This is a genomic window from Streptomyces dysideae, assembly GCF_001514305.1.
Taxonomy (GTDB): domain Bacteria; phylum Actinomycetota; class Actinomycetes; order Streptomycetales; family Streptomycetaceae; genus Streptomyces; species Streptomyces dysideae.
In genome coordinates, this window is the sequence record NZ_KQ949075.1 from 274804 (window position 1) to 289381 (window position 14578).

General features: G+C 71.9%; 12 protein-coding genes. 4 read left to right on the forward strand and 8 right to left on the reverse strand.

Annotated features, from left to right (window positions below; all coding sequences use genetic code 11):
- Positions 1 to 258: 258 nt before the first annotated feature.
- The 4 genes from AQJ91_RS01230 to AQJ91_RS01245 all read right to left on the reverse strand — a co-directional run bounded on the left by AQJ91_RS01230 (position 259) and on the right by AQJ91_RS01245 (position 4812).
- On the reverse strand, positions 259 to 873 hold the full coding sequence (locus AQJ91_RS01230; RefSeq protein ID WP_067014866.1) for a DUF4126 domain-containing protein: 615 nt from the start codon (positions 871 to 873) through the stop codon (positions 259 to 261).
- 402 nt (positions 874 to 1275) lie between these two features.
- On the reverse strand, positions 1276 to 1908 hold the full coding sequence (locus tag AQJ91_RS01235) for a TetR/AcrR family transcriptional regulator (RefSeq protein ID WP_067014869.1): 633 nt from the start codon (positions 1906 to 1908) through the stop codon (positions 1276 to 1278).
- 47 nt (positions 1909 to 1955) lie between these two features.
- Positions 1956 to 4040, reverse strand: coding sequence for a YhgE/Pip family protein (locus AQJ91_RS01240; protein ID WP_067014872.1), 2085 nt, complete (start codon positions 4038 to 4040; stop codon positions 1956 to 1958).
- Positions 4012 to 4812, reverse strand: a complete 801-nt coding sequence (locus AQJ91_RS01245) for an ATP-binding cassette domain-containing protein (RefSeq protein ID WP_079084612.1) — start codon at positions 4810 to 4812, stop codon at positions 4012 to 4014. The genes AQJ91_RS01240 and AQJ91_RS01245 overlap by 29 nt, the downstream gene beginning before the upstream one ends.
- 178 nt (positions 4813 to 4990) lie before the next feature.
- Between AQJ91_RS01245 and AQJ91_RS01250 the strand changes: the two genes are divergently transcribed.
- From AQJ91_RS01250 to AQJ91_RS01260, 3 genes are all read left to right on the forward strand, one after another.
- Entirely contained in the window at positions 4991 to 5557 is a 567-nt protein-coding gene (locus AQJ91_RS01250) for an SAV_6107 family HEPN domain-containing protein (protein WP_067014875.1), read from the forward strand.
- Between the two features lie 335 nt (positions 5558 to 5892).
- Entirely contained in the window at positions 5893 to 6663 is a 771-nt protein-coding gene (locus AQJ91_RS01255; protein WP_067014878.1) for a methyltransferase, read from the forward strand.
- A gap of 277 nt (positions 6664 to 6940) precedes the next feature.
- The gene (locus tag AQJ91_RS01260; RefSeq protein WP_067014880.1) at positions 6941 to 7333 is read left to right on the forward strand and encodes a DUF3040 domain-containing protein; all 393 of its coding nucleotides are present in this window, start codon (positions 6941 to 6943) and stop codon (positions 7331 to 7333) included.
- 204 nt (positions 7334 to 7537) lie between these two features.
- On the opposite strand, the gene AQJ91_RS01265 is transcribed toward AQJ91_RS01260, so the two are convergent.
- From AQJ91_RS01265 to AQJ91_RS01280, 4 genes are all read right to left on the reverse strand, one after another.
- Entirely contained in the window at positions 7538 to 9922 is a 2385-nt protein-coding gene (locus tag AQJ91_RS01265; protein WP_067014882.1) for a transglutaminase TgpA family protein, read from the reverse strand.
- Entirely contained in the window at positions 9919 to 11283 is a 1365-nt protein-coding gene (locus tag AQJ91_RS01270) for a DUF58 domain-containing protein (RefSeq protein ID WP_067014884.1), read from the reverse strand. The genes AQJ91_RS01265 and AQJ91_RS01270 overlap by 4 nt, the downstream gene beginning before the upstream one ends.
- Positions 11283 to 12320 (reverse strand): AAA family ATPase, encoded by a 1038-nt coding sequence (locus tag AQJ91_RS01275; RefSeq protein WP_067014887.1) that lies wholly within the window; start codon positions 12318 to 12320, stop codon positions 11283 to 11285. Before AQJ91_RS01275 ends, AQJ91_RS01270 begins: the two co-directional genes overlap by 1 nt.
- A gap of 237 nt (positions 12321 to 12557) precedes the next feature.
- Entirely contained in the window at positions 12558 to 13106 is a 549-nt protein-coding gene (locus AQJ91_RS01280) for a beta-class carbonic anhydrase (RefSeq protein WP_067014890.1), read from the reverse strand.
- Positions 13107 to 13534: 428 nt separating this feature from the next.
- Here AQJ91_RS01280 and rsmH point away from each other — a divergent pair, with 428 nt between their 5' ends.
- Complete coding sequence (rsmH, locus tag AQJ91_RS01285; RefSeq protein WP_079084613.1) at positions 13535 to 14536, forward strand: 16S rRNA (cytosine(1402)-N(4))-methyltransferase RsmH; 1002 nt, start codon at positions 13535 to 13537, stop codon at positions 14534 to 14536.
- Positions 14537 to 14578: the final 42 nt, after the last annotated feature.

A 14578-nucleotide genomic window follows, 5' to 3' on the forward strand; every position in this document is an offset into this window, starting at 1 on the left:
TGAGCTTGAGTTCGGTGGGACGTGGCTCCATCTCGGCGGCCCGGGACGGGCACGGCATCCGACCGCAGGTGGCGGCCACAACAGGACGCGCAGGCACTTGCCGAAGTTCGCGGCTGTCCGGCTTGGATGGCTCTGGGCCATCCCGCCCGCGCACCCGCTTTCACCCTCGTCCCGGCGGACGCCGCACCCGTCCAGGCCCTCCCCGCCCCCAGGACGCGCGTCGCCCCTCCCCGCAGAGGAACTGCCCGCGGCCCACCCTCAGCCCCACGTCGGCCCCGCCCGAGTCCCCACCCGCCTCTCCTCCCGGCGTTGTGCCCTGCGCCGCAGGAAGCGGCGGATTCGGGACGCCACGAAGAAGAGCACCGTCAGGCCGACCAGGAGCAGTGCGCCGGCGATGAGCGCCGCCGCCTCCGGGTTGAATATCGCGAACGTGACGATTCCGCCGACGCCGAGATCCTCGGCCAGGCTCACGATCACGTTGCTGAACGGCTCCGGCGAGGTGTTGACCGCCATCCGCGTCCCGGCCTTGACCGCGTGGCTGGCCAGCGCCGACGAACCGCCGATCAGGCCCGCCGTCAGATCGGAGAGCGAACCGCTCTGACCGGCGAGCAGCGCCCCGACCCAGGCGCCGGCGACCGGCCGGATCACGGTGTGCACCGAGTCCCACACCGAGTCGACGTACGGGATCTTGTCGGCGACGGCCTCGCACAGGAACAGCACGCCCGCTGCGACGAGGACCTCAGGGCGCTGCAGCGTCTCGGGGACGGCGTCGCTCACCCCCGTCGCGCCGAACACGCCGAGCAGCAGCACCACCGCGTAAGCGTTGACACCGCTGGCCCAGCCACTCGTGAAGACCAAAGGGAGTACCGACACGGACGCGATCGTAACCAGTCGGCAACGGGGCGTCCTGGGCATGAGTGCGCAGGACTGAGTATCCGTACCTAGGCAGTGAGTTGAGTACGCGCGCGGATGGGGTTCGACCTGCGCGAACGAGAGAGTGGAGCCACGGAAAAGGGGCGCGGCTCCGGCACCGGCGACACGGGGCGCCGGAACGGAGCGGCTCCCGATTCCGCTCCTTCCGTCGGCGAGTGTCGGCGGAAGTGAGGCACGGGGAACCGAGACGACCGACGGGACCCAACGGGGGAACGGGGGGCGTACGGGGGAACGGGGGAAACGGGGGAGCACGAGAAGGCGTCGGTTCGAGGTGGCCCGCGGGGGACGCGGCCACATCGAACCGGCGCTTTTCTCTGTTGTGCCGGACCTGAAGTCCGTCGCTCAGGACCTGCGGCCGCTCACCCGCCCCTGCAACAGCCGCGACAGCGAGGCGTGCACATCGTCCAGTGAGCGCTCCGGCTGGAAGGCCTGCCAGTCCAGCGCGGCCACCAGCACCATGCCGACCAGCGCGGCCGCGGTCAGCGGAACGTCGATCTCCTCGCTGAACTCGCCGTTCGCCACGCCGTCGCGCAGGACGCCCTCGACGACGGCGACGACCTGCTGCCGGACCACCATGAGTGTGGACTGCCAGGCCCGGTTGGTGCGCCACAGCTCGGCGACGTACAACTGGGTGAAGGACGGGTAGGCGGCGATGAAGCCGAGCCCCGCGCGGATCATGGCGTCCAGGGCGTCGACCTTGCTGCGGCCGTCCCGTTCCGTCTGCTCGGCCCCCTCCCGGAGGGAGGCGGTGAGGAGTCCCACGCCGTGCCGCAGCAGCTCCTCGAAGAGGACGGACTTGCTCGCGAAGTTGTAGTAGACCGTGCCCTTCGCGACACCGGCCCGCTCGGCGATCTCGTCCACCGTGGTGGCGGAGAAGCCCTGCTCGGCGATGAGCGTGACGGCGGCCTCGTAGAGCTTCTGCCGGGTGGCCTCGCGGCGTGTGCTGCCGCCCGACGTGGTGCTGCTGCTTTCCATGGCCCTGATTGTCACAGGAACCGGTACGTGAGAAGTCACCGCAGGGCTCACAGGCTCAGCTCCGGGTGCAGCCGGTCCAGCGTCCACACCTGCCGGCGGCGGGCCGACAGCGCGGTCAGCGCGAGGGCACCCGCAGTGAAGGCGGCGAGCACCACGCACGCGTGCCACACCGGTACCAGGCCGCCGCCCGTGATGAGCCTCCGCAGGGCCTCGACGACGTAGCTCATCGGCAGGAAGGGGTGCAGCGCGTTGAAGAAGCCCGGGCTGGTCTGCACGGGGTAGGTGCCGCCCGCGGACGTCAGCTGCAGCATCAGGAGGGCGAGGACGAGGATCCGCCCCGCCGCCCCGAAGCGCGCGTTCAGCCACTGCACGATCGCCGCGAAGCACGCCGTCACAAGGAACAGGAAGCCCACCGTGCCGGCCGCCCGTGCCATCTGCAGCCCGATCGCCCAGTGCAGCACCGACATCAGGGCCACCGTCTGGAGCACCCCGATCGCCACCACCGGCAGCCAGCCCGCCAGCGCGATCCGCCACGCCGAGGCGCCCGCGGCGAGCGCCCGCCGGTTCATCGGCGCGATCAGCATGTACGCCACCATCGCGCCCACCCAGAGGGACAGCGGGATGAAGTACGGGGCGAAACCGGTGCCGTAGTTGGGCGCCTTGTGCAGGTCGTCGGTGACCAGCTGGACGGGGTCGGCCATGACCTCGGTGCGCTGCTCGCGGTCCTTCCTGCCGTAGTCGGGGATCTGCTGCGCGCCGTCGTGCAGCCCGTCGGAGAGCTTGCCCGAGCCGTCGACGAGCTTGTACATGCCGCCGCTCAGGTCGTCGGCGCCCGTCTTGAGCTCGCCGACGCCCTTGTCCAGGTCGACCGCGCCGGTCTTGGACCTGCCGAGCCCTGTGTGCAGTTTCTGCGCGCCCGCGGCGACCTTCGTGGCGCCCTCATTGAGGTCGTTGATCTTGGTGACGGCGTCGTCGAGGTCCTCGGACAGGTGCGGGGCGCGGTCAGCGAGTGCCTGGGCCTGCTTCTGCAGGACGGCGAGGTTCTTGTCGAGCTTCTTCAGGTCGCCGTCGTGATCGGCGACCAGCGTGTTCAGGCCGTCCGCGATGGCCGCCACGTCCGCGGCCGCGTCCTTGGCCTTCTTCAGGTCGGAACAGGCGGCGTCGGGCACCAGCGGGTCCTCGCAGCGCGCCCTGTAGACGGCGGCCAGCGCGTCGGAGGCCGTATGAGCGCCCTTGGCTGCGGTCGGCGCCCGCTTCACCAGGTCGTCGAGGTTGTCGCGGATCGCCCCCGACCCGTCGGCGACCAGCTGGGCGGTGTCCCCGATGGTCTTCTCGTTGCCCCTCAGGAACGGGCCGATCTTCTCGTCGACCCCGTTGACCTTGTCGGCGAGCGCCTGCGTGCCCTCCGCGACCCGCTTCGAGCCGTCCTCCAGGTCACCCGCGCCCTTGTCGAGCTTCGTCAGCCCCTTGGACAGCTTCCCGCTGCCGCTCTTGGCGTCCTCCAGGCCGTCCGCGAGGTCCTTCGACCCCTTCTCGGCCTTCCCGATGCCGCCCTCGAGCTCGTCGGCGCCCTTGGCGGCCTTCACGGTCTCGCCGTGGATGTCGGAGAAGGAGACGAAGATCCTGTCGAGGAGCGACCGCGACGTCTTCGTGGACGCGGCCTGCCGCACCTCGCCGAAGACCGTCCGCGAGATCTGCCCGACGATGTAGTTGTTGGCGTCGTTCGTGCGCACCTGGAGCGCGCCCGTCTCCGGCGAGTCGCCCGAACTGGAGGCGATCCGCTCGCTGAAGTCGGCCGGCATGGTCAGCGACAGGTAGTACGTGCCGTCCTCCACGCCCGCGCGTGCCTCGGCGCCGCTCACCTGGTGCCAGTCGAAGACGTCGCTCTCCCGCAGCCCTTCGGTGATGTCGTCGCCCGCCGAGATCTTCTTCCCGTCGGCGGTCGCCCCCTTGTCGTCGTTCACGAGCGCCACGGGGATGCGGTCAAGACGCCCATACGGATCCCAGAACGACCACAGGTACAGGGCGCCGTACAGCAGGGGCAGCACCAGCAGCGCGACCAGCGCGGCACGCGGCAGCTTCCCCCGGCCGAAGCGCCTGAGCTCAAGCGCGGCCAGCCTCGGCGAGCGCATCGGCCGCCTCCTTCGTCTCGTCGTCGGTCGCGGTTTCCGCAGGCTCTACGCCGGTCTCGTCGGCCTCGGGCTCCTCGCGTACGTCCGTGCCCTTCGCGGACACCACGACGGCGCCCTCCGGAGCCTCGCTGCACACCGCCACGACCGTCGTCCCGGCCTCGGTGAGGGACCTCAACAACGCCCACACCTCGTGCCGTTCAGCGTCCGAGAGCTTGAGGTCGGTGTCGTCGACGCCGAGCAGCCGCGGCCGCCCGATCAGCGCCAGCGCGACGGACAGCCGCAGCGCCTCCACCCGCTCCAGATCGCGTACGGCGGTCCGCGTGCCCTTCGGGAGCGCCTCCCGGTCGAGGCCGGCGGCGGCCAGCGCGGCGTCGATGCGCAGCTTCTCCGCGGTCACCCGCTCCCCACGGGGTCGCAGCAAGCCGCGCAGCGAGTCGCCGAACCGCCGCTGCAGCAACGCCCGTTCGTGCAGATGTTCGGCGACGGTCAGGGCCGGATCGAGGTCCGTGACACCCGGGACGTGCGCGAGGGCGCTGACCCGCCGCACCGCCGCCATCTGCTTCGGCAGCCGCGCCCCGCCCACCTCGGCGATCCCCTCGGTGGGCTTCATCCGCCCCGTGAGCGCGAGCAGCAGGCATGTGCGGCCGGAGCCGGAAGGCCCCTCGACCGCGATCAGCGAGCCGGGCTCCGCGGCGAGAGTGATCCCGCGGAACGCCCAACCGCGCGGGCCCTTGAGCCCGAGGCCATCGGCTGTGACACCGACTCCGCCCACAGTTGCCCCTTGAATTTGAACCTGAATTTGAACTGACTGGTCAGTGCAAAAACTAGCCCGAACTCCCGCTCGAAGCAAAAGCCCAGGTCAGAACGGATTGTCAGTGCCATACCTCACGATGGGCACATACGGCACCTCGTATCAGGGCGTGCCGTCACACGACGACAGGAGGTTCGTCATGGCCAGCTACCACGCAGCCGCCGCCCACCGGCGCCGCGCCACCGGCCCTGCCCCCTCACTGACCGGCCCGGCGAGCGACGTGCACCCCGTGCTCCGCCGGGCCACGGCCCCGCCCGCCGCCCTCGACCTGCTCGCCCAGGCCCGCGCCGGACTCGACGAGGCCGCCGTCCTGGAAACGCCGAACGAGCGTTATGCGACGGCGCACCTCGCCGCCCTGCGCACCGCCGCCGCGGTGCTCGCCGCGCGAGGCCGCCCGGAACCCACGTCACGACGCCGGGCCCGCATCCGGAGCGCCTGGGAAGTGCTCCCCGAAATAGCGCCCGAACTCACCGAGTGGAGCGCGCTGTTCGCCTCCGGGGCCCGGCGCCGCGCCCGGGCCGAGGCAGGCATACAAGGCGCGGCCAGCCGCCGGGACGCCGACGACCTGATACGCGACGTGGCGATGTTCCTGCGCCTGGTCGAGCGAATGCTGGTACTCCAGCCGGTCCTGCCCCAGCCCCGCCACGACGCCGACCACCCGGAGGACGGACCGGGCACAGGCAGGGGCATCCCGGACGCGGGCTGACTCGGAGGGCTTGGAGTGGTCGGACCCGGGTGGCTCGGCGTTTGCCGATAGGAGTCCGGGGCGGCTGGGAGGGTGAGGCGGGCTGCTCCCGGGGTTGCTGAGCGGGGTGGGGGCGGGCCCGCTCCCGGGGCCGCCGGGGAGCCGGGCCCCGGCCGGTCCGCGGTTCGCCGGGTGAGACCGGCAGGTACGCCCAGCGCCATGGTGACCAGGTGCGGTACGGGAGGCAATAGGGTGGGAGATGCCTGAAGCCGTCCCCACCCCGCACTCCGGGCCGGGGAGGCACCCCGATCGCTCCGCCGTGCAAGTGGCGGTGCCGCGCCGAGGAGTCAACTGCCGTGTCGGACCCGATGCGCCCCCGCGCCTCTCTCCGTACCGCCGTGGTGTGGGAGGTCCTCCAGGGCGCCCTCGACCGCCGGGTCAAGGCCACGGGCCGGGAGTCGCTGGACGTCCTCGACACCGGCGGTGGCAGCGGCAACTTCGCAGTGCCCCTCGCCCGCCTCGGCCACCGCGTCACCGTCGTCGACCCCAGCCCGAACGCGCTGTTCGCGCTGGAGCGCCGCGCCGCCGAGGCCGGTGTCGCCGACCGTGTACAGGGCGTCCAGGGCGACGCGCACGGCCTCTTCGACGTGGTCGAGCGCGGCGGCTACGACGTCGTGCTGTGCCACGGCGTCCTGGAGTACGTGGACGACCCGGCCGAGGGACTGCGCAACGCCGTGGCCGCCCTGCGCTCCGAGGGTGTCCTCAGTCTGCTCGCCGCCGGCCTCGGCGGCGCCGTGCTCGCGCGTGCCCTCGCCGGCCACTTCAAGGAGGCCAAGCAGGCCCTCGACGACCCGGACGGCCGCTGGGGCTCGGGTGACCCCGTGCCGCGCCGCTTCACCGCCGAGCAGCTCACCGGACTGGTCGAGGCCGCGGGCCTCAGGGTGGGTGCCGTGCACGGCGTGCGGGTCTTCGCCGACCTCGTCCCGGGCGTCCTGGTGGACACCGAGCCCGGTGCCCTGGAGGCGCTCCTCAAGCTGGAGGAGGCGGCGGCCGAACTGCCGGCCTTCCACTCCGTGGCCACGCAGCTTCACGTGCTCGGGGAGACGCGGGGTGCCGCCGAGGCCTGAGCCGCCTCGTGTGCGCCGCCGCTGATCAGGTAGTTGGCTGCGCATGGAGTACGCCACAGGCCCCCCGATCGCGCGCTCTGCGCCGTATGATCGAGGGAGACCGTTCTGGCATGACGGGTCGGCTGCTGGGGAATGCAAGCTTCAGCGAGCCGAGTCGCCCATGGCGGATTTCGGTTGGCCAATTGGCGCAGAGGGGCGGGTTTCACGGGGGCGATTCCCTGCCTATCCTGAAGGGACCCCCGGGTCGCCCCGGCGACTGCACGATGAGGAGGACTCCGTGCCGCTCTCGGAGCACGAGCAGCGAATGCTCGAGCAGATGGAGCGAGCGCTGTACGCCGAAGATCCCAAGTTCGCGACAGCGCTTGAGGGAAGCGGGCTGCGTACGTACACCCGGCGACGGGTATACCAGGCGGTCGCTGGCTTCCTCGTGGGTATCGCGCTCCTCATGGCTGGAATGGTCGCCAAGCAGGTCTGGCTCAGTGTGGTGGGCTTCCTGGTCATGCTGGGTTGCGCGGTACTCGCCGTGACCGGCTGGCGCAAGGCCCCCAAGCCGGGCGAACAGCCCGCCGCGGGTGGCCCGCACGCCCGCCGTCAGGGACGGCAGAAGCGCTCCATGATGGACCGGATCGAACAGCGCTGGCAGCGGCGCCGCGACGAACAGGGCCACTAGCTCCACCAGCTCGACCAGCAGCTCCCCGACATACGCAGGGGGTGACCACCGCCAGGTGGCCACCCCCTCAGGTGTGCCCGATTCCGGCCGGTAGGACGCTGCCTCCACGACACCCGACCGAACGGACTCGGCCACAACCTGAGCCCCGGCCCGAGGAGATCACCGAGATCACCTCGAACCGGGGCTCAGCCGCGCTCTGTGCGCTCAGCTCCGCTGATCGGACGGCTTGCGCAGGGTCGGACGGGCCGCGGCCACGCGGGCCCTCAGACCGGTCCACCACTCCGACGCCGCCCAGACCACCCGCACGGTGGAGCGCGGTGCGAGCAGCGCCCGCACGTTCGTGATCCGGTCGGCCGGGGCCTGGAGACCGGCGAGCGCACGGCGGACGTCCTCCGCGAGACCCGCCGCCGGTTGGGGCCGCGGGGCGTACAGGACCTGCTCGACCGCGTCCGCCACCCGGTGCACCGCGGCCGCGGCCGCCGGATCCAGACGGCCCAGCCGGACGATCCGGGCGGCCGCCTTGCGCGGAGTCTGCGAGTCGTCCGGCGCGATCCCGAAGTCCCATGCCATGTCGGTCAGTTCCTGCCAGACCGCCAGTGTGTGCCGCGCCGCGTCCGCCTCGGTGCGGCCGTGCGCCCCCAGCCGGAGGGCTCTGGTCCGCAGCCGCAGCAGCATCGGTGCCAACGGGATCGCCAGGGCGGCGAGCCCGCCGAGCACCCACGCCAGCACGACGTACCACTTGGGACCGCCGCCGCCCGTGGTCAGCGCGGCCTGGGGGGACTCGCTCGCGCAGCCGTCCAGCCGCCTCTGCTGAGCCGTGCAGCTCTCACTCGCCGAGGGCGCGGCGGAAGGCGCCGTGCTCGCCGACTGGGACGGCTGCACGGGGCTCGGCAGCGCGCTGCCGGGCGTGTCCGGCAGGGTGTACGACGGCACCGAACCACGCGTCGGGGTCGGCTCGAAGCGGGTCCAGCCCACACCCTCGAAGTACAGCTCCGGCCAGGCGTGCGCGTCCCGCAGACCCACCGACACCGTCTGGTCCCCCTGCGGGGTACCGGGCGCGAAACCCACCGCGACCCGGGCCGGTATGTCCAGCGAGCGGGCCATCGCCGCCATCGCGAAGGAGAAGTGCACGCAGAAGCCCTGCTTGTCCCGCAGGAACCGGGCAACCGCTTGCGAGTCCCTGCCGACCTGGACATCGGTGTCGTACTGGAAGCCGCCGGTCACGGCGAAGTACTCCTGGAGCTTGACCGCCTGCTCGTAGTGGGTCGTCGCGCCGTCGGTGATCTCGCGGGCGGTGCTGGCCACCACCGCCGGCAGCGAGTCCGGCAGATCGGTGTACTCGCGCTTCAGGGCCGCGGGCGGCTCCGGCGCCGAGGAGAGCTGCTCCGCCGTCGGCCGCACGTCCAGGCTGCGCACCGTGTACGTCGCACCGCGGGTGTTCTGGTCGTGGTCGCCGACCAGGGTCATGCCCAGCGGTTCGTACCGCCAGTTGCCCTCGATGTTCACGCCGCTCGGCGGGTACGGCATCGGCAGCCAGTCCTGGGCGTACCAGTCGGCGGCCGAGATGCGGGTGTCGAACTCCGTGCGCCGGACGTCGGCGCCGAGGCCGATCGGGGTGGGGAACTCCCCCTCCGGCACGGCGACGATGTTCCGCCGGGACGGCTTCCAGGTGGTGCCGTCGAAGTCGTCCAGGGACACGATCCGCAGGTACAGGTTCGAGATGTCGTCCGTGGTGGTGCGCAGGGACATGACCTCGCGGTCCTCGTCCGTGTTGAGGTTGTCGCGCAGCGACACCAGCGGGTTCACCGCGGAGATCGTGCCGCCGCTCCCGCCGCCCCCGCCCACGCCCGTGCCGGCGGGGTCCAGCAGACCGCCGTTCATCGCGGGCAGGGCGAGGGGCACCGCCAGGGCGATGCCCAGCGCGACCACACCGATGCGCCGCCCGGTGCGGACCGGCGCGAACGCACCGCTCGACTCCGCGCCCGCACGTGACGCCCCGGCGAAGACGCGGCCCCACTGCGAGAGCCGGTCACGTCCCTCGGCCAGGAGCAGGAACAGATAGCCGGCCGCGGCGATCAGGAACCACAGCCAGTCGGCACCGCCGTCGGACAGCCCCGCCGCCACGGAGTACAGCGCCAGCAGCGGCAGCCCGGCCGGGGCCGCGCTGCGGAACGTCACGGCGAGGGTGTCCACCGCGAGCCCGATGATCAGCACGCCGCCGACCAGCATCAGCCGGATGCCGGCGGACAGCGGAGCCGGTATCGAATACCGCCCGACATCGTCCGCACCGGCCTGCAGCAGGTCGGCGAAGCGGACGAAGGCGTCCGGCCCGGGGATCAGCCCGACGAACGCGTGCTCCCGGGCGAAGGTCAGGGTCAGCAGGATCAGCGCGACCAGGGTCTGCGCCGCCACTGTCAGCGGCCGCGCCAGCGGTACCCGCCGGGCCGCCATGCCCACGCCGGTCTGCACGGCCAGCAGGAAGGCCGCCTGCAGGAACCAGGTGGCCCGGTCGACCAGCGGCAGCAGGGCGCCCGCCGCCATCAGTGTGGCCGCCGCGGCGCACAGCGCCATCCGTGCCCGCCCGCTCATGCCGGTCCCTCCCCACCGCTGCTCATGGCGACACCGGTGCGCTCATGGTCCGCCTGGCGCCACAGGTCGCTCAGCGGAGCGCCCCGCGGCACGGTCAGGGCCGTCCAGCCCGCCTCCCGCAGCATCCGCAGCCGCTCCTCGCTCTCGTCCAACGGGCCGGGCGCATCGCTCGGTTCCCGCCCCCAGACGTTGCTGTCCAGCACGAACGCGATCGCGCCGCCGCTGCGCCGGCGCATCTTGGCGGCCATCGCGGCCTGCTCCTCGTCGAGGTCGCCGAAGAAGGCGATCAGCAGCCCCTCGTTGCCGCCGCGCAGCACGTCGTACGCGCGGGACAGACCCGCGCCGTCGGAGTGGTCGATCACCGCGAGGGTGTCCATCATCAGCCCGGCCGCGTCCGCCGAGTCCTGGCTGGTGCCCGCGAAACCCTCGGCGCCCTCGCCGGGCACCGAGCTGCCGGTGTCCGTCAACAGCCGTACGGAAAAGCCCCGTTCGAGCATGTGGACCAGGACGGACGCGGAGCCTGCCACGGCCCACTCGAACGGCGCGTCCGGGCCCGCGCCCTGGTAGGCGAGGCCCCGGGTGTCCAGGAGCACCGTGCAGCGGGAGCGCTGGGGCTGCTCCTCGCGGCGCACCATCAGCTCGCCGTAGCGCGCGGTGGACCGCCAGTGCACACGGCGCAGGTCGTCGCCGTAGCGGTACCCGCGCGGGATCACGTCGTCCTCGCCGGCCAGCGCGAGCGAGCGCTGCCGCCCCTCGCCGTACCCCCTGGCCTCGCCGCTGAAGCGCACCGGCGGCAGCGGCTCCACGCGCGGGATCACCGTCAGGGTGTCGTACGTCGAGAAGGACCGGGTCAGCTCGCACATGCCGAACGGGTCGGTCAGCCGCAGCTGCAGCGGGCCCAGCGGATAGCGGCCGCGCAGGTCGGAGCGGACCCGGTAGGACACCTCGCGGCGGCCGCCCGCCTCGACCCGGTCGAGCACGAAGCGGGGGCGCGGACCGAGGACGTAGGGCACCCGGTCCTGGAGCATCAGCAGACCCGTGGGCAGCCGCGAGACGTTGTCCATCCGCAGATGGACCCGGGCCTCGCTGGCGGCGGGAACGCGCGCGGGGGAGAGCCGGCGGCTGCCGGCGACCCGGTAGCGCGTGCGGTAGAGGACCGTCGCGCACACCAGCGGCAGTACCGCGAGCAGCAGGCCGACGCGCAGCAGGTCGCTCTGTCCGAGGACGTACGCGCACACGGCGGCCGCGACACCGGCGGCCAGGAAGGAGCGGCCGCGGGTGGTCAGACCGGCCAGGGCCGTGCGCACGCCGCCCCTCTCGCCCCGGTCCGCCTCCGCATACCCCGTCCCTCCGGAGCTCATCACAGCCTCCGCGGCGACTGCTGGTCGTAGGCCTGCGTGCCGTGGCCGAGCCCGAAGCCGCTCTGCTGCTGGGGTGCCGCGGGCACCGGGGTGCGCTGCAGGATCTCCTGGACGACCTGCTCCGCCGTACGGCGGTTGAGCTGGGCCTGTGCGGTGGGCAGCAGACGGTGGGCCAGGACGGCGACGGCCAGGGCCTGCACGTCGTCCGGCAGCGCGTACTCCCGGCCGCTCAGGGCTGCGGACGCCTTCGCCGCGCGCAGCAGGTGCAGCGTCGCGCGCGGGGAGGCGCCGAGTCTGAGGTCGGGGTGCGTGCGGGTGGCGGACACCAGCTCCACCGCGTACCGCCGGACCGGCTCGGCCACGTGGACGCCGCGGACGGCGTCGATCAGCTTCACGATCTCGTGCGCGTGCGCCACCGGCTGGAGGTCCTCCAGCGGGGAGGCCCCGCCGTGCACGTCCAGCATCTGCAGCTCGGCCTCCACGCTGGGGTAGCCGACGGAGACGCGGGCCATGAAGCGGTCGCGCTGGGCCTCGGGCAGCGGGTAGGTGCCCTCCATCTCGACCGGGTTCTGCGTGGCCACCACCATGAAGGGGCTGGGCAGCTCATAGGTCTGCCCGTCGATGGTGACCTGGCGCTCCTCCATCGACTCCAGCAGCGCGGACTGCGTCTTCGGTGAGGCGCGGTTGATCTCGTCGCCGATCACGATCTGCGCGAAGATCGCGCCCGGCTTGAACTCGAAGTCCTTCCGCTGCTGGTCCCAGATGGACACACCCGTGATGTCCGACGGCAGCAGGTCGGGCGTGAACTGAATACGCCGCACCGAACAGTCGATGGACCGTGCCAGCGCCTTGGCCAACATTGTCTTGCCCACGCCGGGGACATCCTCGATCAGAAGATGTCCCTCGGCGAGCAGCACGGTCAGCGAAAGCCGTACGACCTCGGGCTTGCCCTCGATCACTCCTTCCACCGAACTGCGGACACGCTCCACAGTGGCGGTCAGATCAGTGAGGCTCGCTCGATCGTCATAGGTCGTCACCCGGCCCTCCTCGGCCCGTTCTTTCCGGGCCGACGCTCTGCGATGCGGACCGGCCCACCCCGAAACACGGACACCACGCGTGAAAAGTTCCGCGTGACGCCACACCCGCATTCTTGCTGCCGTTACCGATTCGTGTCACTCGCCTGTGGACAACTGCCTGCGATTTGTCGGACCTTGCGGCCTTTTGGGCAGCCCAGGGCGGGAAATTAACAGCGAAACGACAGCTGCGGCAGGTGGTTACGTGGGGTCGATCTCGCGCAGCAGGCCCGTTTTCACGTCGAAGACGAAGCCGCGCACGTCGTCGGTGTGCACCAGGAACGGCGACGTGCGCACCCGCTGCATCGACTGCCGTACGTCCTGTTCGACGTCCCGGAAGGCCTCCACGGCCCACGGGGGACGCTGGCCGACCTCGTCCTCCAGCTCGTGCCGGAAGTCCTCGGTGAGGCTCTCCAGGCCGCAGCCGGTGTGGTGGATGAGGACGACGCTGCGGGTGCCGAGCGCCCGCTGGCTGATGGTCAGGGAGCGGATGACGTCGTCGGTGACCACCCCGCCCGCGTTGCGGATGGTGTGGCAGTCGCCCAGCTCCAGGCCGAGGGCGTCGTGCAGGTCGAGACGGGCGTCCATGCAGGCCACGACGGCGACGTGCAGCACGGGACGGGCGTCCATCCCGGGGTCGGTGAACGCGGCGGCGTAGCGCTCGTTGGCCTCGACGAGGCGGTCGGTGACCGTGCCGCGGTGGGCTATGGCCCGCTGAGGGCCCGCTGGAACCGATGCAGAAGTCGACATACCCACGACGTTACTGGTCACGGTGTTTCCGGTCTTGCCATGAGAAGGGAAAAGAGCGTTATCACCTGCTCACTGTGAGGTAACCCACAGGAGTGAGGTGGACACGTCCGAGTGAGGGATTTTCCGCGGTCCGCCGCGTCGGGACGGCGCCGGGCCGCGACGCGCAGGCCGGTTGATTGACCGCGAGACAGGGTGGACTAAAGTGACGCGAAGCGGGAGGCGAGACTCTCCCCGCTGGACTGAATTCCCCCGGGGATCCCGGCGACTTTCCGGAGATCTCCCCACGTGCGCGGCGCGTACGTACGGCTCGGCCTCCTCCCGCTCCCGGTCGGCTGACGCTTTCCGGCGCCGGCAGGCCTCCCCTTCTCGAGCGGGCGGGGACCCGGCGGTGCGTACGCCGCGCCGGATCTGAGAGGGCCCAGGACCAAATGGCGCGCGAAGCGCATTCGAACAAGGGCGGCGGTGGGCGACGGGAGGGACAGAGTCGACACGTCCCGGTGATGCTCCAGCGGTGCCTGGACCTGTTGGCTCCCGCCCTGCGGACGCCGGGAGCGGTGGTCGTCGACTGCACGCTCGGCCTCGGCGGCCACAGCGAGGCCCTGCTGGAACAGTTCCCCGAGGCCCGGCTGGTCGCCCTCGACCGCGACAAGGAGGCCCTGCGGCTGTCCGGTGAGCGGCTCGCCCGCTTCGGTGAGCGGGCCACCCTGGTGCACGCGGTCTACGACGAGCTCCCGGACGTACTGACCAGGCTCCGTATCCCGCGCGTGCAGGGCGTCCTGTTCGACCTCGGCGTCTCCTCCATGCAGCTCGACGAGGCCGACCGCGGCTTCGCCTACGCCCAGGACGCGCCCCTCGACATGCGCATGGACCAGACGACCGGCATGAGCGCCGCCGAGGTCCTCAACACCTACCCGCCCGGCGAGCTGGTCCGGATCCTGCGCGCGTACGGCGAGGAGAAGCAGGCCAAGCGGATCGTGGCCGCCATCGTGCGCGAGCGTCAGAAGGAGCCGTTCAGCAACAGCGCGCGGCTCGTGGAGCTGATCCGGGACGCGCTGCCGCAGGCCGCCAAGCGCACCGGCGGCAACCCGGCCAAGCGCACCTTCCAGGCCCTGCGCATCGAGGTCAACGGAGAGCTCTCCGTCCTGGAGCGGGCGATCCCGGCCGCCGTGAAGGCCCTCGACGTGGGCGGGCGGATCGCGGTCCTGTCGTACCACTCGCTGGAGGACCGGCTGGTCAAGCAGGTCTTCGCGGGCGGCGCCGCCACCACGGCCCCGCCCGGACTGCCCGTCGTCCCCGAGCGCTACCAGCCCCGGCTCAAGCTGCTCACACGCGGTGCCGAACTTCCGACCGAGGAAGAGGTCGCCGAGAACCGGCGCGCGGCTCCGGCCCGACTGCGCGGAGCCGAGCGGATCAGGGAGGACGTCGAGTGAGAAGGGCGGAGGGGCGGGGGCGCGGGTGCCGGTGGGGGGTCG

What these genes read in the sequence shown, in the direction of transcription:
- AQJ91_RS01250 (WP_067014875.1), top strand. Translation starts at nt 4,991, where the DNA reads ATGGCCAGCTACCACGCAGCCGCCGCCCACCGGCGCCGCGCCACCGGC.
- AQJ91_RS01235 (WP_067014869.1), bottom strand. Translation starts at nt 1,908, where the DNA reads ATGGAAAGCAGCAGCACCACGTCGGGCGGCAGCACACGCCGCGAGGCC.
- rsmH (WP_079084613.1), top strand. Translation starts at nt 13,535, where the DNA reads ATGGCGCGCGAAGCGCATTCGAACAAGGGCGGCGGTGGGCGACGGGAG.
- AQJ91_RS01270 (WP_067014884.1), bottom strand. Translation starts at nt 11,283, where the DNA reads ATGAGCTCCGGAGGGACGGGGTATGCGGAGGCGGACCGGGGCGAGAGG.
- AQJ91_RS01280 (WP_067014890.1), bottom strand. Translation starts at nt 13,106, where the DNA reads ATGTCGACTTCTGCATCGGTTCCAGCGGGCCCTCAGCGGGCCATAGCC.
- AQJ91_RS01265 (WP_067014882.1), bottom strand. Translation starts at nt 9,922, where the DNA reads ATGAGCGGGCGGGCACGGATGGCGCTGTGCGCCGCGGCGGCCACACTG.
- AQJ91_RS01240 (WP_067014872.1), bottom strand. Translation starts at nt 4,040, where the DNA reads ATGCGCTCGCCGAGGCTGGCCGCGCTTGAGCTCAGGCGCTTCGGCCGG.